Source organism: Pseudomonas orientalis (assembly GCF_002934065.1).
Taxonomy (GTDB): Bacteria; Pseudomonadota; Gammaproteobacteria; order Pseudomonadales; family Pseudomonadaceae; genus Aquipseudomonas; species Aquipseudomonas orientalis_A.
Genome location: NZ_CP018049.1, coordinates 4,011,450 through 4,030,514, shown reverse-complemented (window position 1 = coordinate 4,030,514; position 19,065 = coordinate 4,011,450). Strand labels below are relative to the sequence as shown.

The following is a 19,065-nucleotide window of genomic DNA, read 5'->3' as shown; positions in this document are numbered from 1 at the left end:
GTCACTTCCTTTTGGCCGGCTTGCGGACCAGTCCTATGCCCTGATGAAGGTCGGCGTATCCTAGTAACAAGTAATATTCATCAAGGTGTGTTTCCGTCTGCGCAATCTCTGCCAGCGCCATCAGGTAGTCGCTGGAAAAGCAATGCGCAGAGAGAGTAGCCTGACCCGAAAAATGTAAGTGCGCCGGCAACGCCAAGCTGTTCATCAGCATATTGACGACGGGCAGGTAAAAATTGGGGGTGACCACCTTAGTGAGGTCTGAGACTTGCAAGCCGTGTTTGGCTAGTATGTCCTTCAGCTTTTTGCCGATCTCTGGCAGATTACCCCGGAAAAACGAACTGTCATTTGTCGAGCGACCAAATCCGCAAACAACGTCCAGCAGAGTCAATGACGACGGCCCTTTGTTCGACAGGATTGCTGCACTGGCTGCATCGCTGAACATGCAATTACTGTCGAAGCGTTTCGATTCACCAGCCGAAGTATCCGCCGTAACCAGTAGTACCCTGTCAGCCCTAGACGACTCGATCATGGCGCTGGCTAGGTGCAAACCATTGAACAGGCTATTGCATCCGCTGAGGGTCAAACCGGTAACTGGGATGTTGCTGATTGCACAACGGCTCATCATCTCGTCCAAGCGATCGTTGCCTTGCATGAAATCACCAGAAAAACGACTGGAGCATAGGACAAGATGGTCCGTACTCTGTGCAGCCGAAGACCTGCCCACAATTTTCTCGATCACTCGTTCAGCTAGGTCCAGGGCATTGCCCGTGGTGCGGTGGAGGCTGTGCCAGCCCATTAAGTGAGGTGCATCAGGCAGCCCATAATGTCGACGTTTCTGATCAAAATCCTCCACTTTATTATATGGGAAGCGGTGCTCGCCGAGTGTGCTGTCAATATCATTGATAAAGATCGTCATAGCGTGACGCTCTTCGGAAAACAGAAGCGCACGGCAGAGAGCTTTTGCCGCAACTGGGCGAACACAACAGTTGCCTCACCCTTGAAAGCCACGGAAAACCGGACATAGCTTTGTCCTGAAACCTCATAAGGAATGGTCAAAATGCCGTGTTCTGCTGCCAAGTAATGAGAAAATTTCGCCGCATTTTCAAATTCTGCGCCATCGACCACTCCAAGCGGACATTGCACATAGACAAAAAAAGCACCATCCACATTTTGGATGCTGAAGCCGCTTGCCGCGAGTATATCTATTAAAGCGCGACGGCGTTCGGCGACGCACTCGGATAGCGCTTCAGAGATCTCCTGATCATTGATTACGCCAGCCACTGCATCTAATAGAAGCTTGGGTTGCCCGCTCTCTTGCAGTAAACCAAGCACGCGTAAAGGTTCGATGATTTCCGACGCAGCTAGAATAAAGCCTAGGCGCCACCCGGGGATCTGGAGAGACTTAGATAACGAATGCACCTCAATACAATGCGCTGCCGCACCCGCACCGCGGAAAAAATTTCCAGTTGGCTGCGTGGCCGTCAGCAGGCCTGAGTAGGCGGCATCGTTAATAAGCAAGATATTGTGTCGCACGCATATCTCAAGCAGCAAATCACATTCATCTTGCGAGGCGATCTTACCTGTAGGATTGTTAGGATAGTTCACCGCCAGTATCTTGGCCTTGGTCAGTAGTGTGGGATCTAGGCTCTCCAGATCAGGCACGAAGTTGTTTTCCGGTAGGAGAGGCATGTGGACCACCGTTCCTCCAAGACGTTGTGCCATGACAGAAAAAATCGGATACGCAGGAGTCGTAACCAGGATCACATCGCCTGGGTTGATAAGTGCAAGGCAAAGTAGATTGAGCGCCGACTTGGAGCCGCTTGTTGGGAGTACTTGCAAAGATAGGTCAGAATTTGCAAATCGTGTAGAGCGCTTTAAGCAAGCGGTTTGATAAGCTGGATGGTCATAGACATACCCGTGACAACCAGTTATGCCTGCCAATGCAGACAATGCGCTCGATAGTTTTTCAGCTGGAGGAAGGAATGCGTCGGCTACACCAAAGTCTAAAAGTAACGGTCCTGAAAGCGACGACTTGAAAGCGCGGACCCAACTAAAGAAATCATCACTGTCAGAGCTCAGATTTTTATCACGATAAAAATCGTTGAAGCGGACCAAGTTCATATTTTTGCTCGATGAATAGTTAATAGTGCGAATCATTAAAGTTGGTCAAGTGCGCTGTGCCAATGAACAAGCCGTGGTGGCTGTAACCCTGTACATGATTTAGTGAATGACTTAGCATGTCATAAATGTATATTAGCTCGTTGGAAAACAGCAGAATATAGCGTCCATTATCTGATGTTTCTATCCAGATTGGCATGTGTCCGAGTAAGGTGCAGAAATGTAAACCTTCTGCTTCTATAGGCTCATGATTGAAAAGCTGCTCTTCCCTGTGCAGGTGTAACGAGCTTTCCAAAAGTATATGAAAGCGGTTGGGGTACGCACTGAGTACAATATAATTCTCGCCTTTATAACTGAAAAGCTTATGACTGGTCAGGCGATAAAGTCCTTTTGGATGGTAGTGTTTAGAAAACTGCAATTCTCCTTTGCGGATCCTGCCGCCCAAGAGCTTCGCTTCTCCATGTAGTATTAGCTTCCCATGCGCCTTAGACAGGTTGTGGCATGATAGGTAAAAGCGCTCAGGGTCCGCTCGCGAGAATTCAATATGTCCTGGCGTTTTCCCATCAACTTCATTCGCACGGACTGAACCGGAATTTTTCTCAATGAGGTAGATTCTATTGGTTTGAAGACCTGCTAGTTCGTATTCCCGCCACAGACTATAAGTAGCAAAAGGATCCTCCTCTAGCACAGGCGCAGATCCTTGGGCGGTCAAACAGAATTCAGTCAATATCACATAGTCAGGATCAGGAGTTTGTTTAACTTCATGAATGGCTTCCAAAGTCTTCAATGACGCTAGTTTTCGCGGTTTATTCCAAGCGGTATCAACGGAATATAATTCGGTTTCAAGTTCAAGTTTCTCCCCTCCGTATACACGCAGACGTTGCTGCATGTCCGTCACTGTATAAAGGTATTCTCCATTTACACGATCCAGCGAGTTCTGAGCAGACATCATCCTAGGGATGAACGCATCTTGCTCTGACATATGTCCTACCTGCTGCTGAGAGAAATCGATTTCCCGTGCATAGCTGCAGTTATGCATACCAACCACAACTCTGCCGTCTGCCAGCTCAAGCCCTTCATGCGGCTGTACAAAGCTAAATGCTACAGCGGTACTGGACTTGCAAGCATAGGGGAAATTGCTGTTGGATAAATTCTGTTCGATATACTTAGAAAAGGTTGCAATATAATTGTCTATACCAACAACGCAGCTCTTGATCGTCCTCTGCGCGAAGTCAACTAGGTAGTAGCATTCTTTGTTTTCTCTGAGCCCGGCAATGAACACTCTTCCTGTGAGATCAGCAGGAATGGTCCAGTCGGTTGGAAAGTTTTTCTCGAAAAATTCTGCATTGTCTGTAATAGCCATTTTAGTCACCCTGGCATCACGGCCGTTGCTTCGATTTCGACAAGTAGTTCATTCCGGCAAATGTCCGCTTCGACGTATGTCGCAATCGCCCGGGCAGGAAGCAGCGACTCGCATATCGACTGGACAACGGCAAAGTCGTCGCGGTGCTTCACATACACCGTATAGCAAACCACGCACTCAAGCCCTGTTCTGGTGGGATAACAGTCGTAATCAGACAGCAAGCGCGCACATAAGAGTAGGGAAATATTATCTATTGTTTGTCTGGTTTGACGTTCAATATCGGCTAAGTAAACACTCTTCGCGCCAATTATACTCGCAGTACCCGACACGAAGATCATCGCTTCTGCCGCACCCAGGATCGCCATGGCACGGGAAAATAGAGGAGCAACTAGGCTTTCCTCCTTCGGGTAATCAAACGCACTGGCCTGACGTCTATTTTCTAAAGAGACAACACGATAATTACCCTTGGTCTTTACCTTGCAAGATAGATAACCTAGGTTAATTGAGGTGCTGTGAGTACCGATCCCGGTACTGGCTGGAAATTTAGTTTTTTTCTCCCCGGAGCTCAGCTTCAACTCGTTAAATACTTCCCGACGTGCGGCGTTTACAATCTGATAGCGCGTGTGATCGTGAGGTCCTTCGGTTATGTTGCCGATGTAAATCCACGTTCTGAGAAGATCCTCTATCGAATGCCCCTGTCTCTCACTGGCAAACAAGCAATCATAGAATTGTGAAGTGAATGATGAAGTTAATTGTGCATTCTCAACCGTATTCAAGTTTTTGGCCGAAAAGCTCCAGTCCAAACTATTGGCCTTTACGGGCAGCGCGCTTTCTGATGTACCAGTTGAGCGCTCCTCTTGTCTGATCATCCACACGTTAATCTGTACCTGGCCAAGCAACGGCGGTTGGACGACGATTTCGGTTCGCTGAACAAGCGCGCCGAAGTGAACGCCAAACTGATTATCAATCTTTTCGAGCTGCCATTGATCGCTCACAGCAACGAATAGGCGAAGCACATCACTACCGGGCGCGCCGGGAGTGGACAATGCCAAGAGCTCAGACAAACAAACTTTGAAATCTTCGGCTGCACATTGTGCTCCCTGAAAAAAATGATTCGAGCCGGCAAAATTTACAGATAGTGTTTGACACCAGGAAGAAGTACGATTGTCCATTGATCATCTCCATATCGCTGACGCGTAAATATGTTTACCAAATTCGGAACGAATCACCTCAAGGGATTCTATTGAGTTGCTTACCTCGAGTGGTGTGTGAGCGAACACGGTTATGGCCAAATTGATCTTCCCCGCCGACAATAACAGTTCCATATTTTTCAAGGCTCACCGTTCTGCCGAACTCAGTTAGGGTGTCGGCGTCCGGATAAACTTTTACTGATGTAGGGACGTACCTAGCTGCATATCCCAAACGAGGCGTTTTGGTTTCGCCTAGGTGTGGAAGTGAACCATGCAAGAGAGTCGACCAAAAGATTATGAATTCACCCTTTTTCATCGTGAAGTAAATAGCTTTTGACTCGTCCGGACTCCAATCTGGATCTACTTGAAGATCCCGATAGTCGTAGCCATAAAAGCCTCTACGAACATTATTCTTCGTAATTCCAAACTTGTCTTCGGCATAGGTTGTCGACTTGGTTTCGTCGTAAAATCGTGTGTGCTGCGTCCCTGGAATAATGCCCATCGGACCCATGTCCAGCGTGACATCGGATAAGGCTGTCCAAACTGTGATTGTCCCCCCCTCCGTAGCACCATCAGGCCAGCGAAGGGCATCTTTGCCTCCGTTAAGCCCAGCAAACGTATCGCCTTGGTGCCAATCGGTTCCCTCATCACCCGGATACTTTGGGAAGAACTCGGATCGCCAGCACGCTACATCGCGGCCCAACAAGCATTGGAGTTTACTGACAATGGCAGGATGGCAGATATGATCTGCGAGTTCCTCTATATCCAAGTGACGGTCGTAACTCGAGATGGGGTCCTTGTTGTTCTCTGCCTTACCAAACACGGACATAGAATAGTCAAAAGTTTTAAGTCTGGCGCTGCGCCACAGGCTGTCAATTTCCTCCTCGGAATAGGCTCGAAACGGTCCGAGGTATCCTTCATTTTTGAAAAATTCAACCTGCGCTTCACTCAGTTCAAAAACCTGATCGTTGGTCATGGTTTATTCCCTTATAAGTTTATTCGAGTAATAGCTTGTTTCTTAAGCGTTTCTGCGATGGCTTCTATTGATGCTCCTTTAGCGAGAATCTCTAAACCAATCCCAAGATCAAAATATTTATTCAGCTCGTCGACTAGTATTACCATTTGCAAAGAGTTGATGCCTTGGTCAAATAATTCAGTTCTCTCGTCGAAGATTTTAATTTCAGAAATATTTGAAAGGATTTCAACTATTTTCTCAGTTATCAGTAGATCAGGCATATGCAGGCCCCGTTGTTCATCTGGCTAAATATTGACCGCAAGTATGTTTTTTGCCGATCTGATTTTCCCATCGACAAAGGCTTGGGCTAAATCATCAATAAGCCAATGTATTAGCGAGTCTCCCGCTGGGGTGAAGACTACCCACTCGGCCTCGTCAACTGCCAACCCCATTTGCTTCCATGACTCGATCAAAAGCTCAACTGCAAATCGATTCGAACCGCTTTGCGTTAACAGATACTCTCGCTTCACCCTGCTGAATACACGGATATACCGCATGAACTTCACCATGAAGCGCTCTTGCTCATTGAATAGCGTGCCTCCAGCTAGTGGGAGTCGTCCACCGCGTATACTTTGCATCCAACTGTCTAGTGATTCACTATTTTGCATCCAGTGAGCCGATGCCGTCGAAAACGCCCCCATACCCAAGCCGAAGTACGGCACGACAGTACTCCAATTCTCAATCATATTCTCCCAAGAGCTAATGGCGTTAGACTGCTTGTTCTTAACAAACCACCCCAGTGGACTTTCGCTGTAACCACATGACTCTAGGTAGGTCTTGCCAAGGAAATACATTTGCCTTGCCGTTTGCTCTTCAATGGTTGGCCAAGGTTCCTGTTGAGCGAGGCGATAACTTTTAGTGCCTGGGAACAGTTCGTTTCTGTAAAAGGTTATGGATGGAACGTTAAGGCTGACCAAGTCTGCAAGAGTCTGGAATACCGACTCCAGAGATTGCCCTGGCATGCCGTATAACACATCTGTATTAACTAGCTCAAAGTTGTCGAGGGTTGCTGCGACTCTATCGAATAGCTTCTCCCTTGGCAAAATCCGGCCCTCGCGTTGTCGTAACTCGGTGTTCGTTGATTGCACACCGAGGCTGATCCGGTTGACTCTTGAACTTAGCAGCTTAAGTTTTGAGTCGGTTAGCGTGGCCGGACTCGCTTCCAAGGTAATCACGGCATTGTCGGCCAGCCTACTACGCTGCAAGGTTCCGTCGACTAGGGACGCCAGCAATTCGTTATCAAGAATGGACGGCGTGCCTCCACCAAAATAAAGGCTGCTGGCCGGCACCTTATTTAGGCCTAGCTCGTTATAGATATCGAGTTCTCGGAGAATAACCTCTATGTATTCTCGCTTTTCTTCTGCCCTTGGGCTTCTGGAGTAGGCTAAGTCACAGAACGAACAGGACTGAATACACCAAGGCACACCTAAGTAGAGTGCTGTCCGTTTTGTAGATATCAACTCGTTAGATATCTCTTGTTCCGCTTGTTTCGGTTTCAGTCTGGCATTCGTACTTCGATCAGCCATTTGTCGAAGATTGTCGAAACGGTGGCTAAAGGCGTTTCGACCTGCCCAGAAGTGCATCGGAATATGCTGGTAACAATGGGCCATTCGATCCATTGTTTCGGTCAGTAAATCGTCGAATAATTTATTATCAGGCATGGCGATACACAACCTCCTTCGTGATTCCTTCAACCCAAAATCCATGGGCAATTCTTATGCAAGAACGACTACGGCACGGCGATATTCTGTTACCTAATCCTCCGCTGTCAATATATGTCAAAAATGAATAGGTCGCTAAATATTTGATATGTGTTGGTCGTAAGTATCGTGGAGGTCCAGAACACAATGCGCTTAGTGATAGGTGTGTGTTAAATAGGAGTGCGTGTTTTAGAAGGATCTATTAACTATTCGTTAAACAACTCGCGTTAGGGAGGGTGAGTGTCGTAAATCTAATAATAGTTGTATGCGTGATAAAACTGAGGAGTACTCACTGTGAAAAATAAGTCGTGCAAAGTTTGTGTTTCAGTGTTTGTTCTTTTCTCAATTTTTGACCGTGCTTGTCTAGAAAAATGAAAAGCTCATGCGCTAATGATGTCATCAATTCTCATTCATGGATGTGGTATGAAAATTATTTTCCGACACGTAGAAATATTTAAGGCCGTCATGGTTACAGGCACTGTTACCGGCGCTGCTTTGGCGCTGGAAACGTCACAACCCACAGTCAGTCGTGAACTTTCTCGTTTCGAGGATATTATTGGTATGCGTTTGTTCGAACGCTCTAAGGGGCGTCTCAAGCCGACGGCGCAGGGCATGGCGCTGCACTCCGAAATATTGAAAACTTACGAGGGATTGTCGCGTATCAACGCGGCAGCCTTATCTATACGACTCGGGTTGCGAGAGAAAATTAATATAATTAGTCTTCCAGTGCTTTCACAAACTGTTCTACCAGCAAGCCTTGCCCGATTTCTACAGCACTACCCTGACATTAACCTGAGCCTAACAACTCATGACTCTCCTGATATTGAGAACCTGTTGGCCAGCCAAGTCTATGACATCGGATTAATCGAGGGGATGAAAGCGCCGCTGGGCACCAGTATTGAGCATCTGATGGACGTCGACGAGGTGTGTATTTTGCCAACTGGCCATCCATTGTCGGCGCACACGGTTATAGATCCTCGTTCTTTGAGCAACTATCCCTTCGTGCATTTAGCTCCCAGCGATCCCTATCGTCATCACTTAGACGGTCTGTTTGCTAAGCTGGGCGTCTCTCGTACCAGCATTATTGAGGTCGACAATGCGGCTGCAATCTGCCAGATGGTACTTAGCGGAATTGGTGTTTCAATAATTAATCCGTTGGTGGCTAACACCTTCTTAAGCCAAGGTTTGGTTATCAGACCGCTGTCTGTCTCGGTCCCGTTTAGTATCAGCCTCGTTAGGCCCTTGCAACCAGGCGCTTCGCTGATCGTAGACCATCTTGCCGGTTGCATACGTACTACGTCTATAGAACTTCGTACCCTAGAACAGCCACGGAACATTGTTGCTGTTACCTAAATCTACGCCAGACTTAAAGTTATAGCTCTGCCAAGCCTCAACGCGGTCAAACGAATCTGGCGCATAGGATAATGGGACTGCCTTCATAATGATGATCGGCTAGGACTCAGAGTAAATTGCGGGATCCTATGCGCTGGACGTTTTTAACGTATTGAAGCTAGCAAACACCCCCGTCTTTTCGAACTGATCAATGCAAACATTTCCCACCTCCCTATCTGATGTTTCGATAGTTTTTTCATCAAAGCATTGCTCTATGAACCTATTGAGTGAGCTGATGGCGAAAACTGCATTCAGTGGCCCTAAATCCATGGGCGAGGGCATCGAGAGTAAAGTATGTGATGATTTAGTTTACGGCAAGCATGAACGCTCCACATTTTGGGAGTGCTAATTTCTGATTACCTGGGAGTGACCAGGATGTGGATAGCTCTCAGTTTTGAGATTCAGTTGGCTAGCTATCTATTCACATCCATGATCATAGTCATGAGCCTGAGCATGCCCCGTTAAAGAAGAGGAATTCCTGCGTGGTGTCTACTGATGGTGGAGTAAGGAAGAAGCGGGCGCCCAAGTGGGGCGTCTTAACTAAGATCAAAGCCAACCACATTCCGCAAAAGAGAGGGATGTGCCTTCTCCTATGATTAAATGGTCGAGTAGTCGTATGTCCATGAGCTCTAGACACTCTTTCAAATGCTTGGTAAGCCTGCGATCTGCCTGGCTAGGGTTGGTGCATCCAGAAGGATGACTATGAGCAACGATGATAGCCGCTGCGTTCAAAGCTATTGCCCGTTTGGCTATTTGCCTCGGATAGATAACGGCTGCATTGATGGTTCCGTGAAAGAGCACCTCAAATTTGATGGGTCTGTGCACGCTGTCCAAGTAAATGACAGCAAAGACCTCATGCTCCATCTTTGCGATTTGTAGCTTAAGGTAGTCGGCTACTTCCTGAGGCTTTTCAAGCTTGGGCCCTCGAGTAAACAGTCGCCGATCAAGCACCTCTAAAGCGGTGTTGATCACCAGGTCCTCATCCTCACGGCATTCGATCGCTAACACCGCCTGCCCGACTTGAGTGTAGAAAACGCTCATCAAAACCTCTTTAATAAGTCACGGAGGTTCGCGTTCCCGGAGAGAATCGTGTTCCCCCAGAGTTAGGTGTTGGCGCCTGGGAAGGCGCCTTGGATAGGTGGTCGGTCAGTCGTCGCTTTCAGCAAGTTCTGAGCGGTCCATGACAACGTCGGAGGAGGCTTTCTGTGTGGTGTCCTTGGGCGTAGCCCTGAACACAGTTTCGCCGTTGATTCTGAGCATGGAGATGTAGAGCAGCCGGCCTTTGAGGCTCGCGCCTGGCTGACCTTTTTTATCCCCTTTTTGGTAAGTAAAAGGTGAGATCCAAATATCACCTATCGTGAAACTCACTAGGACTTTGTCGCCCGAGTTGATTTCTTCCTTGCAGTGACGAATCAGCATATCCGCTTCAGTGCCAGTTACCCGGCAATCAATATAAGTGTATTCAGCGTCATGGGTGGCACCGTGCAGCGCATCCACGGTGACCGCCATAAAGGGGTCAGCTTTTCGAACGCGAACCTCACGAGCCCGACACAGATAGCCTATACCGCGTGTGTGCAGGTCGAAATATTTGGTTTCGTTAGTGAACGGTTGACGCATGGGTTTCTCCGTTTTACATCGAAAACGAGAAATCACTCGCCCCAGGGGAAGATGATTCCCCGCTGGGTGGTGTGGTATGCATTCAACGTCGAAAGCACTGACATTAGGCCGCATAACAATGAATGCGGGAGCGGCCGTTTGTTGATCGACGCACACTGTGTGCGCTGCAGTTTTCTAGATCAGAACTGCCTTTACCATGTTGCCGACAACGTCAGCAGGCACACGGGAAGGATGAGAACGTCAGTAGGCTTTGTATAGTGGTGGATGTCGATACAGTTTGTAGGAGCGATCATCCTCGTGTCGGTCGTCTTCGATCCATGGCATCGCTAACCTACCCATGACTCATTCTGTTTTCGTCCCAGCTGCACGAATATTTCTGAGTTCTTTCGCAATGGCAGTGGCTTGCTGTAGAGCCGTGCGGTCAAGGAACGAAGCGTTCAGATCAAAAGTAATCGCGTCATCGTCGTAGCTTTCCTTGATCGAATAGGGGCCGAACAAGATATCAACCATGCCTTCAACATGTGGTTGGAAGCGTGACAATGGATTGCGGCTGTCGTCACCGTTATGTATCGCAATGGCGGAGCCGTTGTCGCTATACATTTCCCAAAGAGTGGCTGGGTTGCGTTCGCCGCTGATCCACTGCTTAGATCCGGTGAGGTTCCCCTTGTCCACCAGGGGAACACGCATGAGGTAGTTCACCACGCCTGGATCCTCAATACGATAGAACGGCGCCCTGTAGTCCGGCTCCGTACTCAGTACACAATCAATACCCACCTGCACATCGAAGAATGCTATCTGCCCAGCATTTGCTCGGACGTCGTACAAAAGGTCTAGGAGCTTTGGGTTGTCTCGGTCTTCCTGAGAAGGACAGAAGGTATAGCGGCCCTTGATCACCGGCATGGCTATCAAATCTGGCGTTACTGCAGTGACTGTAGAATCCGGCACATGAGGAACGATACTCACCGGTATTTCTCTTCCTGATTCTTTATCAGGTGCAGGCACGCTAGATTTTGGGGCATCTACGTCGTCGGCAGGGGGAGACTGCCATAACGCCCATAGAGCTGGTATGGAATAGCCTGATAGTGTTGCCAGGTTGCTAGGCAGCGTAGTCACAGCGACTAATAAGCCGAAAGCGATAGCAAGCCCAGCAAGGGTTCGTTTACCCCAGGACGGTCTCGATTTGATGATCTTAGTCGTCATCGAGGACCGGCCGCGAAGCTTGAGAGTATGGCTACGGAGGATGAGCCATCGCATGCGTAAACGGTCCCGCGTAAAAGCTGTCTGATCGACAACGCTTGATGCTCGGCAGCAACTTGCGTAGTCCAGAAATATGCGGTCAAGCCAGTCACCTTGAGTGATGTCCGCTGGGCTATCGAACACACCCCAGAGGATAGGTTTGACTGGGTTTGGGTAAAGCGCGTAGGGATAAATGAAGACTACGACATGACCGAAAGTCGTGTCCTGAGAGACCACTAAAGCTGCACCACCCTCTACCTGAATCTCCTTTTGATCTTTGATTGAAAGAGGGTGGTTACCAGCCCATAGCTGCACCATTCGCTGGTCATCAATTTTCAGGACGTAAAGGTGCTCAAAATAATCGTGCCTGGCCTCTTGAGCGTGAGCATTCATCTTTTGCTCGATCACGGAAGCATGAAGCGCCCAAGTCCGCATGCGGGTCTGCGGTGTTGCCTTTCCAGCAAAAATACTCATCAAACCCTCAAAGACTTCTTACGCTTCATAGCAACGGGGATCTCAACCAACTTGCAATTCGCGAGAGCCGCTAACGTGCATAGAAAGCACGTAGGGTTTACGAACATCGGCGAGCGCTGCTACATCCGGGCGGAAGCCCAAGCAGCAAAGTTCAGGCACGCTTGGTTCGTAGGGCAACGATTGAAAATCGCCTCGAAAGAGGCATGCAAATCAGTCAGTCAGACTCACCAAGTATGGAGGATCGCGACGGCCGGAGCCAGGCCGTCGCTGTTTGAGCTCAGTCGTTCAAATTACAGCTTTGAGTTCTGCCATACGCAGGTAGTGGATTGCCTCATGCTCAACGTGACGAGCATTACCAGAGATCTCCCCAAGCATCTCTAGCAGCCACCCAAGGTTGCGAATGTGTAAATCATCCAAATCTCCGACACAGACACCGATTGCGGCACCTACTGCACTGATGCCAAGTTCAGCTGCCAGTGCTGAGTTAGCAGCTCCAGCTTTCAAGACTTGAAGCCTTGCGACTTGATCATCGGTAGGTTGAGCGTTGGGGTTCAATGCTAGTGCTGAAAACTCAGTCAGCATGTCGGGGAGGAGGGCAGTGATTGAGGGCGAGCTCATCAGGATCCCTCCGAGGCGTTCATCAAGTCGCAAAAGTCGTTGTGCGCTATTTCACCGATGAAGGTGATTGGCCGAACAGATTGCGCTTTCGCCTCCTGAATCTATCTGCGGTGGGTCTGCACAATCTTTGTAAGCTGCGTTGTTCGACAGTACTTTGGAGAGCTCGATAATGGTCAGCAACTGGTTCTCTAGGCGATCGGGAAGGGTTTCTACTCGGCTCATCAGTGCACCTCATCCTTTGCTTGGCCAATTACCTCTTCGAACTGGTGCTGATAGTCCTCGTGCAAGCAATCCAGGCCTCCTGCCTGATCCATGCAAAACAACTCGCCCATCCGTGCCATGTGAAAGGCATCTGACTGCTCGCTGACGATTGTCTTCAGTGCCTTGAAATTGGCCTCAGCTGATTTCAGCGCTTGGTGGGCGTATTCCAGTGCACTCAAGGATTCGTCGGAAATCGAAATCATCTTGTTGAGTGAGGTAGTCATTGAGCGGCCTCCCGATGTGTTTGTTTTGTCGTTGGTATACGGCTCCAGGTCAGCGTTGAAACGGTTTCAGACACTCCATGTATTTCTTGCCGGGCCTGTTCTTGGTCGGCGTCGCTAAGATAGGTGGGGTTATCCGCTGTTTCCCATGCCTCAGAGATCGCTCGTTCTATCTCCAAAGCTAGGCACTGGATTGCGCGAAGGTATCCTTCCAAATGTTCATCTCGGATAGCACAGGAATGTGGTGAGATATCGCTTAGGATGGCGTTGGTAATCAATACATCAGTGAGCGCACTGAGCCCCTGATGCACGGATCATTCTCGTAGGGATGGCGCGTTCCGAAATGAAGACGCTTGCAATGGCATCGCTCCACCCTGCGTGGTTCTGGCGAACGGTGTTCGAGACGTTTTACTACACGGGCATCCGAGCGAATGAGCTGCTGAATCTTCGTCCCCAAGATGTGGATATGGATAGCATGCAATTCTGCATTCACCCTGAGGTTTCCAAGAATTTCGATGAGCACTTCGTACCTATACACAGCAAGCTTGCCAAGCACCTGAGGATCTTGCTGTTGAATGCTAAAAAGCGCGGCATCAAATCCAATGAGCAGCTCTTCAACGTCAACAAATTTTCACAGCGCCATATGCGCAGAACGATGGATATGAGCCAGCTGTCACGGTTTTATACATCGCTGAGCCGCAAGCTTGGGGTGCATGTGAGCCCGCATCGTTTCAGGCATACAATTGCTACCGATTTGATGAAGCAGCCCAAGAGTAATCTTCATATCGTCAAGGATTTGCCAGGGCATCGAAGCATTGCAACTACCTTGAAATACGTACACGTCGACGTTGACCAGGTAAGGCATGCATTGGAGATGATGCGGTAGCTGACTCCTACCGTCTCCTTTTCCTACAGCCCAATGAATTACCCTGCTTTGACAAGCTAATCCAACGCGACTAACTTTCATGGCGTGATGCGTTCATGCGCTCGCGCTACACAGCGTTTCTATGTCTCCACCACGTTTTTCGTGGCACCGGTTTGACTAACAGGTAGCAAATGACTGTTAATCATTGGGTCCCTGGTTCGAGTCCAGGTCGTGGAGCCCGATAGAGAAAAGCCTGCAGCGATGCAGGCTTTTTTTTGCGTGGGATTTGACCGTCAGGCCCGGGCGTTGCCACTGGGTGCGTCTCTCTTATTCCTAAGGGTTCGTGCGATGAGGCCTGCCATTCCCACCGCCAGCAGACAGAAGGGTAGACAGGCAATGATCCCTGCAATGATCGGCATTTCAAGACCGGATGAAACCAGGTAGATGATGGGCGCGTAGAGTATCCCGCAGGCATAGGCGTTCAGCAGCATGATTGAGTAGCCGATGCTGGAGCTTGGCATCAACATGGCGCAAGCCAGCAGCAGACTTGGAATGACGACCAGATAGGCGACGCTGGGAACGGAGTACGCAAGTGCAGCACTGGCGATGCCGAGCAGCGCAACAGCGGTGGGGCGCAGCACGGAATGCTTGCCCTGATGCCGAGCGTTGATACGCCAGCTCAGCGCCCAAAGACCGCAGAGCACGAGCGAAGCGATGCCCAGGCCAAGCATGGTGAGCGAGTTGATGACCAGCAGTGTGCCGCCAGGTAGCGGGAAATAAGTTGCGTCCTCGTCAGCGCTCAGGGAGGAGAGGTCTGTGCCGTGGATAAAGTGGTTGCCCACCTCTCGTACTGTTTTCTGGTAGCGAAACAAGGTCTCTGGTGCAAGGTTGTCTACCGTGTCACTCATGTGGTGGTAGTGTTCAAAACCCTCGACGACCGCAAAATTCAACCCCGCGATATTATGTTCCCTGAATACGGTGAAGTCCGTGTCGTTTTGCAGCATCTTGTAAATGAGCGGGGTGAATGAGAAAGAAATGATGCCCTGTACCCCTTCGTTCAGGGTTTTGATCAAGCTGTAATCCTTCTGTGACGTCTCGAACAACAACGGGATGCCCTGGTTACCTCTGGCCTCAAAGTTCAACACCAGGCGTATTTCCTCACGCTCCGTCCTGCTGAGCTGTGATACGTAGTGCTGCGCCCCCAGCAGGCCCAGTTCTTCGCCGTCGGTGAGCAGGAAGATAACGTTGTTTTTGGCGTCGCTGCGGGTAATGCTGTCCCGCATCAGCTGCAGTATCGAGGCGACGGCCATACCATCGTCACTGGCCCCCGGTGCGGTTCCGACGCTGTCGTAATGCGCCATGAACAAGACGGTCGCGGTGGCTCCCTGTACGCGGCGTGAGGCTATCAGGTTGGTTCCCTGGCCACTGTCACCTTCCCGCAGGCCGGAGCGAATTCGCACTTCCTGTTCAAAACTGTCCGCGCCGACGCGCGCCAGTTCGGCATCGAAGGCTTGTCGCTGGTGCTCGTTCAGCTCGGCGTAGAGTACTTTTTGCCGGTTTACCATGCGGTCGATGGTAAAACGAAAGGGTTGCTCGGCAACTTGGTAACCCATGCCCGCTATCGTTTCCAGCAGGTAGCGCCTGACAACGGCCTGACGTGCTGATGCAGTGGGGTGGGGGGAGGCGGCGATGACGCCCAGGTTATTGCGTACATTCAGATAGCCAATATCGCGGGCATCGACCGTTGTCAGGGCGCCAGGTTTCACCATCCCTGTTCCCTGAACGCTTGCCCAGACAACGAGGGCAAGCAAACATAAACTCAATAACAAAGGTTTCACTGGCTTCTTCCTTAGGGCCGATGCTGCGAATGCCGATACACGATGGTCTGTGGGCGTTAATCCATTTTCACGTCCAGAACGCACTCAATGGCACCGCTCTTCAGCGTGCGCTGTTTTCGCAGAACGACCTCAAGCGCGTGGTCAACCGGCAGTACCGGAACGCCACTGCCCAGGAAGACCGGAATGGTGGTAATAAACAGCTGCTGCAGTTCTCCGGCGTTGGCGAAACAAGCGGCTGTCTTGCCGCCACCGACCAGCCAGACATTCTTACCCTTTGCCGCAGACCTGGCCCTGATCGCAATGTCCCTGGCGTCGCCCTTTACGAAGGTGATATTCAGGTTGGGGTGGGCTGACAGGTCCTGGTTACTCATGACGAAGGCTGGCACATCCTGGTAGGGCCAGTCATCGGGAGCGTTCGACATGATCCAGTCGTAGGTTTGCGAGCCCATGACCACCGCCCCGACCGTCTCATAGAAATCGTCATAGGGCGTTGCATCATCCCCCAGCGCGAAATTGTCCAGCCAATCCAGCTTGTGCTGCTCAGTAGCAATGTAACCGTCCAGCGTGGCAGCTACGTAATAGACCAGCGTCGACATGTAATTTCCTCATGAACAGGCAGGCGGGGAATAACCCACTGATAAAAAGCCCCTCTGCAACGTGGCAAGGGGCAAGGGCGATCATTTTTTAGGGTAGGCGAATAGAATGCCATTGCCACTTGGAAGGCGCTTTACCTGCTCGACAATAAAGCCGCTGCTTTCAATGAGGGTTCTGAACTCAAGCTCTGTGCGCTCCTTGCCACCTGCGATACCGAACAAGGACAGCATATACAGATCCATCATCGCGCCCGTAGGATTAGCTTGCGCGCTTTCATCCTGGTCGATCACCAAGTCCACTACCACCAATTGTGAATGGTCCGGCATGCTTCGCTTGCAGGTGGCCAAAATGGCCTGGCAGTCTTCATCGCCCCAGTCGTGCAAGACATGGGAGAGCAGGTAAACGCTGCCGTTGTCGGGCAGGCTCTTGAAGAAGTCACCGGCGACGATTTCGAAACGGCCGGTTTTTCCAAGTTTTTGCAACTGTTCGAGGGCGATCTGTGCCGCGACGGGCAAATCGAAGAGTGTGCCTTTGCTCTCTTTCCACTTGTCCAGCATGTGCATCAGCAAATGCCCCGAGCCCCCTCCGACATCGATAATATGCTCACCCTCGTGGAGGTCGATGTTCTCCAGTATCTCGGGGATTTCCAGATCCAGCCCCATGTCCTGGGACCGGTCAAAGATTGCCCGGCGTTCCGGATGTTGTTCGAAATACTCGAACAAACTGCTGCCATATTGTGTCTTGAAGCTGGATTCGCCGGTTCGGATTGTTTGCGCCATGCCGCGCCAGGCTTGGCCCATTTCACCGTTGATCAACAGAGCACTGGGTTGGGCGGAAGCGAAGGCGTCATGGGTCAGACTGGCGCCCAGAGCGGTCAGGGAAAACCCTTCGCCCGTTTCATTCACCAGCCCGAAGGGCTTCAAGGCCTTCAACAGGCGCGACAGGGCGCTGATATGGGTGTGTGTCTGTTCAGCCAGTCGTTCTATGGAGGTTGGCTTGCCGACGGCCTGCATAACGTCAGGCAAGCGCAGTTCACAGAAGGTCTGAATGGATTGTGAAATAAGCTGGCTGTATAAAAGCTGTCTTATCTGCTGCGGCATCGCCACAGTTGTCTCGCTTTGCCTTGCCATGTCGGTGTCCTATCGCCAGGTAATGCCAATACGAAGAGGTTGAATTGACTCCTCCGACCCCAGTGGGGTCGGAGGAGGCAGGATTACTTGTACGCCACGATAATGCCGTGCGGTGTCCAGCCTGGAATTGCGGTACGCACTGGGTTCGTGAAGCCGGCTTCCGCCAGGCAGTCCTCATACTGTTTCCAGGAATAGATCATGCCGCCCTCGGCAGGCAGGCAGGCAAAGTAGACACTGTCCAGTGCGGCCATGACCGGACCGTCGCCTTCGTCGTTGGACATGGAGTTGAAGATAACCACGCGCCCGCCTTCAGGCAGCGCGTCGTACGCCTTGCGCAGCATGTGGGTGTTTTCTTCGAGGGTCCAAATTACCAATTGGTGGGCAAAGAGGATGCAGTCGTAACCTTCGGGGAAGGGCTGGTGCAGGATATCCAGTGCCTGGGCTTTTACCCGGTTGCTGAGTCCGGACTCACTGATTTTGCCTTGAGTGACTGGAATGGAGTTGTCGATATCCAACACCGTCACGTTCAGGTGCTCATTGTGTTTTGCCAGGGCGATGGCATTGACGGCATCACCGCCACCGGCATCCAGCAATTTATTCACGCGCGACAGGTCGAGGTGTTTAACCAGGTCCTGGTTGGCCAGTTCTGACCACGAACGCATATATCGATAGAACACCGTTTCCAGTTTGGGATTCTGGTGCAGGCGATGATAAAGATCGCGCCCTTCGCCTGGGAAACGCTGCAGACCGACGTTGGTGTTTTTCTGCAGCGACTCGGTAAAGTCTAATTGGCCTTCATAGACGATGTAGTTTTCAAAGGCCACGGTATCTTTGAAGCGTTGCCAGTCATCCGTGGCCATCAGGGACTCAACCACATCCGCATTGCGGTAGATGCCGTTTTCCTTGACCAGCATGCCCAGGGAGGTGGCGCCCAGCAGCAGAATATCCGCGGCGCGTTCCTGCAACTTCAGCCGACTGCTGATGCTTGCCTTGGTGGCTTCGCGCAGGTCGCTGACATGCTCGAACAAATCCAGTTCGCAGCTGGCTCGCAGGTATTGAAAAGCGGCGTGACCGAAAAGAATGCCCGACAGGCCCGGCATATCCAATACCTGAGGCTTGACGTGATCGGTGGTGCGATGAGTAGCAGTCATTTTTTCTTCCTTGCTTGGGTTAATTGATGTTCACGCAACCTTTTTGCATCGCGTTGCATCTATGCCGTCGGCTCTGGCCAGATCTGCGCGATATGTTTCAAGCAGTCCGCACGTGACCCCTTGAATCCTGCTTCGGCCCAACCCGACGGAATGTCCCTCGCGCTTGGCCATATCGAATATTGCTTGTCTGCATTAACAACGACCACACACGGCACTGTGTCGTCGTCTCCCAGAAATGTCGGCATGGTTCTCTCCTTTGCTTTCCCGTATATCGGACCGGTT

At 50.5% G+C, this 19,065-nt stretch carries 19 protein-coding genes; 2 read left to right on the top strand and 17 right to left on the bottom strand.

Translation table 11 applies throughout. From position 1 onward, the window contains the following. Position 1 precedes the first annotated feature (1 nt). The 7 genes from BOP93_RS18065 to BOP93_RS18035 are packed head-to-tail and all read right to left on the bottom strand — an operon-like array spanning position 2 to position 7,347. Entirely contained in the window at positions 2-916 is a 915-nt protein-coding gene (locus tag BOP93_RS18065) for a hypothetical protein (RefSeq protein ID WP_104503909.1), read from the bottom strand. Further along, the gene (locus tag BOP93_RS18060) at positions 913-2,157 is read right to left on the bottom strand and encodes an aminotransferase class I/II-fold pyridoxal phosphate-dependent enzyme (protein WP_104503907.1); all 1,245 of its coding nucleotides are present in this window, start codon (positions 2,155-2,157) and stop codon (positions 913-915) included. Before BOP93_RS18060 ends, BOP93_RS18065 begins: the two co-directional genes overlap by 4 nt. Beyond that, positions 2,141-3,481, bottom strand: a complete 1,341-nt coding sequence (locus BOP93_RS18055; protein ID WP_104503904.1) for a hypothetical protein — start codon at positions 3,479-3,481, stop codon at positions 2,141-2,143. The genes BOP93_RS18060 and BOP93_RS18055 overlap by 17 nt, the downstream gene beginning before the upstream one ends. Positions 3,482-3,486: 5 nt before the next feature. Beyond that, positions 3,487-4,653, bottom strand: coding sequence for a Rid family hydrolase (locus tag BOP93_RS18050; protein WP_104503901.1), 1,167 nt, complete (start codon positions 4,651-4,653; stop codon positions 3,487-3,489). Between the two features lie 58 nt (positions 4,654-4,711). After that, a complete protein-coding gene (locus BOP93_RS18045; protein ID WP_104503898.1) occupies positions 4,712-5,647 on the bottom strand; it encodes a chlorinating enzyme in 936 nt (311 codons plus the stop codon). An 11-nt stretch (positions 5,648-5,658) separates the two neighbouring features. Further along, positions 5,659-5,907, bottom strand: coding sequence for an acyl carrier protein (locus tag BOP93_RS18040; RefSeq protein WP_104503896.1), 249 nt, complete (start codon positions 5,905-5,907; stop codon positions 5,659-5,661). Positions 5,908-5,931: 24 nt separating this feature from the next. Next, positions 5,932-7,347, bottom strand: a complete 1,416-nt coding sequence (locus BOP93_RS18035; RefSeq protein ID WP_157943521.1) for a coproporphyrinogen-III oxidase family protein — start codon at positions 7,345-7,347, stop codon at positions 5,932-5,934. 462 nt (positions 7,348-7,809) lie between these two features. Here BOP93_RS18035 and BOP93_RS18030 point away from each other — a divergent pair, with 462 nt between their 5' ends. After that, positions 7,810-8,739 (top strand): LysR family transcriptional regulator, encoded by a 930-nt coding sequence (locus BOP93_RS18030; protein ID WP_157943520.1) that lies wholly within the window; start codon positions 7,810-7,812, stop codon positions 8,737-8,739. Between the two features lie 585 nt (positions 8,740-9,324). Here the strand turns inward: BOP93_RS18030 and radC are convergent. The 5 genes from radC to BOP93_RS18005 form a co-directional block, all read right to left on the bottom strand. Beyond that, a complete protein-coding gene (gene radC / locus BOP93_RS18025; RefSeq protein ID WP_104503888.1) occupies positions 9,325-9,819 on the bottom strand; it encodes a RadC family protein in 495 nt (164 codons plus the stop codon). Positions 9,820-9,924: 105 nt separating this feature from the next. Beyond that, positions 9,925-10,395: a DUF3577 domain-containing protein gene (locus BOP93_RS18020; protein ID WP_104503886.1), complete on the bottom strand. Its 471-nt coding sequence runs from the start codon at positions 10,393-10,395 to the stop codon at positions 9,925-9,927. A 342-nt stretch (positions 10,396-10,737) separates the two neighbouring features. Continuing rightward, positions 10,738-12,105, bottom strand: a complete 1,368-nt coding sequence (locus tag BOP93_RS27705; RefSeq protein WP_205885764.1) for a hypothetical protein — start codon at positions 12,103-12,105, stop codon at positions 10,738-10,740. Between the two features lie 285 nt (positions 12,106-12,390). Further along, positions 12,391-12,723 carry a hypothetical protein gene (locus tag BOP93_RS18010; protein ID WP_104503884.1) on the bottom strand — a complete coding sequence of 111 codons (333 nt, stop codon included), beginning with the start codon at positions 12,721-12,723 and terminating at the stop codon, positions 12,391-12,393. A 221-nt stretch (positions 12,724-12,944) separates the two neighbouring features. Beyond that, positions 12,945-13,208 carry a hypothetical protein gene (locus tag BOP93_RS18005; RefSeq protein WP_104503881.1) on the bottom strand — a complete coding sequence of 88 codons (264 nt, stop codon included), beginning with the start codon at positions 13,206-13,208 and terminating at the stop codon, positions 12,945-12,947. A 340-nt stretch (positions 13,209-13,548) separates the two neighbouring features. Between BOP93_RS18005 and BOP93_RS18000 the strand changes: the two genes are divergently transcribed. Beyond that, positions 13,549-14,091 carry a tyrosine-type recombinase/integrase gene (locus BOP93_RS18000; protein WP_157943519.1) on the top strand — a complete coding sequence of 181 codons (543 nt, stop codon included), beginning with the start codon at positions 13,549-13,551 and terminating at the stop codon, positions 14,089-14,091. 272 nt (positions 14,092-14,363) lie between these two features. Here the strand turns inward: BOP93_RS18000 and BOP93_RS17995 are convergent, their stop codons facing one another. The 5 genes from BOP93_RS17995 to BOP93_RS17975 form a co-directional block, all read right to left on the bottom strand. After that, a complete protein-coding gene (locus BOP93_RS17995; protein WP_157943518.1) occupies positions 14,364-15,908 on the bottom strand; it encodes a M28 family metallopeptidase in 1,545 nt (514 codons plus the stop codon). A 56-nt stretch (positions 15,909-15,964) separates the two neighbouring features. Then, on the bottom strand, positions 15,965-16,504 hold the full coding sequence (locus BOP93_RS17990; RefSeq protein ID WP_104503873.1) for a dihydrofolate reductase family protein: 540 nt from the start codon (positions 16,502-16,504) through the stop codon (positions 15,965-15,967). An 81-nt stretch (positions 16,505-16,585) separates the two neighbouring features. Then, a complete protein-coding gene (locus BOP93_RS17985; RefSeq protein WP_104503871.1) occupies positions 16,586-17,632 on the bottom strand; it encodes a methyltransferase in 1,047 nt (348 codons plus the stop codon). A gap of 83 nt (positions 17,633-17,715) precedes the next feature. Continuing rightward, positions 17,716-18,783: a methyltransferase gene (locus BOP93_RS17980; protein WP_104503868.1), complete on the bottom strand. Its 1,068-nt coding sequence runs from the start codon at positions 18,781-18,783 to the stop codon at positions 17,716-17,718. A 59-nt stretch (positions 18,784-18,842) separates the two neighbouring features. After that, a complete protein-coding gene (locus BOP93_RS17975) occupies positions 18,843-19,028 on the bottom strand; it encodes an MbtH family protein (protein WP_104503865.1) in 186 nt (61 codons plus the stop codon). Positions 19,029-19,065: the final 37 nt, after the last annotated feature.

Excerpts from the sequence above, each read along its gene's own strand:
- BOP93_RS18065 (WP_104503909.1), bottom strand. The coding sequence starts at position 916 with ATGACGATCTTTATCAATGATATTGACAGCACACTCGGCGAGCACCGC.
- BOP93_RS18060 (WP_104503907.1), bottom strand. The coding sequence starts at position 2,157 with ATGATTCGCACTATTAACTATTCATCGAGCAAAAATATGAACTTGGTC.
- BOP93_RS18055 (WP_104503904.1), bottom strand. The coding sequence starts at position 3,481 with ATGGCTATTACAGACAATGCAGAATTTTTCGAGAAAAACTTTCCAACC.
- BOP93_RS18050 (WP_104503901.1), bottom strand. The coding sequence starts at position 4,653 with ATGGACAATCGTACTTCTTCCTGGTGTCAAACACTATCTGTAAATTTT.
- BOP93_RS18045 (WP_104503898.1), bottom strand. The coding sequence starts at position 5,647 with ATGACCAACGATCAGGTTTTTGAACTGAGTGAAGCGCAGGTTGAATTT.
- BOP93_RS18040 (WP_104503896.1), bottom strand. The coding sequence starts at position 5,907 with ATGCCTGATCTACTGATAACTGAGAAAATAGTTGAAATCCTTTCAAAT.
- BOP93_RS18035 (WP_157943521.1), bottom strand. The coding sequence starts at position 7,347 with ATGCCTGATAATAAATTATTCGACGATTTACTGACCGAAACAATGGAT.
- BOP93_RS18030 (WP_157943520.1), top strand. The coding sequence starts at position 7,810 with ATGAAAATTATTTTCCGACACGTAGAAATATTTAAGGCCGTCATGGTT.
- radC (WP_104503888.1), bottom strand. The coding sequence starts at position 9,819 with ATGAGCGTTTTCTACACTCAAGTCGGGCAGGCGGTGTTAGCGATCGAA.
- BOP93_RS18020 (WP_104503886.1), bottom strand. The coding sequence starts at position 10,395 with ATGCGTCAACCGTTCACTAACGAAACCAAATATTTCGACCTGCACACA.
- BOP93_RS27705 (WP_205885764.1), bottom strand. The coding sequence starts at position 12,105 with ATGAGTATTTTTGCTGGAAAGGCAACACCGCAGACCCGCATGCGGACT.
- BOP93_RS18010 (WP_104503884.1), bottom strand. The coding sequence starts at position 12,723 with ATGAGCTCGCCCTCAATCACTGCCCTCCTCCCCGACATGCTGACTGAG.
- BOP93_RS18005 (WP_104503881.1), bottom strand. The coding sequence starts at position 13,208 with ATGACTACCTCACTCAACAAGATGATTTCGATTTCCGACGAATCCTTG.
- BOP93_RS18000 (WP_157943519.1), top strand. The coding sequence starts at position 13,549 with ATGAAGACGCTTGCAATGGCATCGCTCCACCCTGCGTGGTTCTGGCGA.
- BOP93_RS17990 (WP_104503873.1), bottom strand. The coding sequence starts at position 16,504 with ATGTCGACGCTGGTCTATTACGTAGCTGCCACGCTGGACGGTTACATT.
- BOP93_RS17985 (WP_104503871.1), bottom strand. The coding sequence starts at position 17,632 with ATGGCAAGGCAAAGCGAGACAACTGTGGCGATGCCGCAGCAGATAAGA.
- BOP93_RS17980 (WP_104503868.1), bottom strand. The coding sequence starts at position 18,783 with ATGACTGCTACTCATCGCACCACCGATCACGTCAAGCCTCAGGTATTG.
- BOP93_RS17975 (WP_104503865.1), bottom strand. The coding sequence starts at position 19,028 with ATGCCGACATTTCTGGGAGACGACGACACAGTGCCGTGTGTGGTCGTT.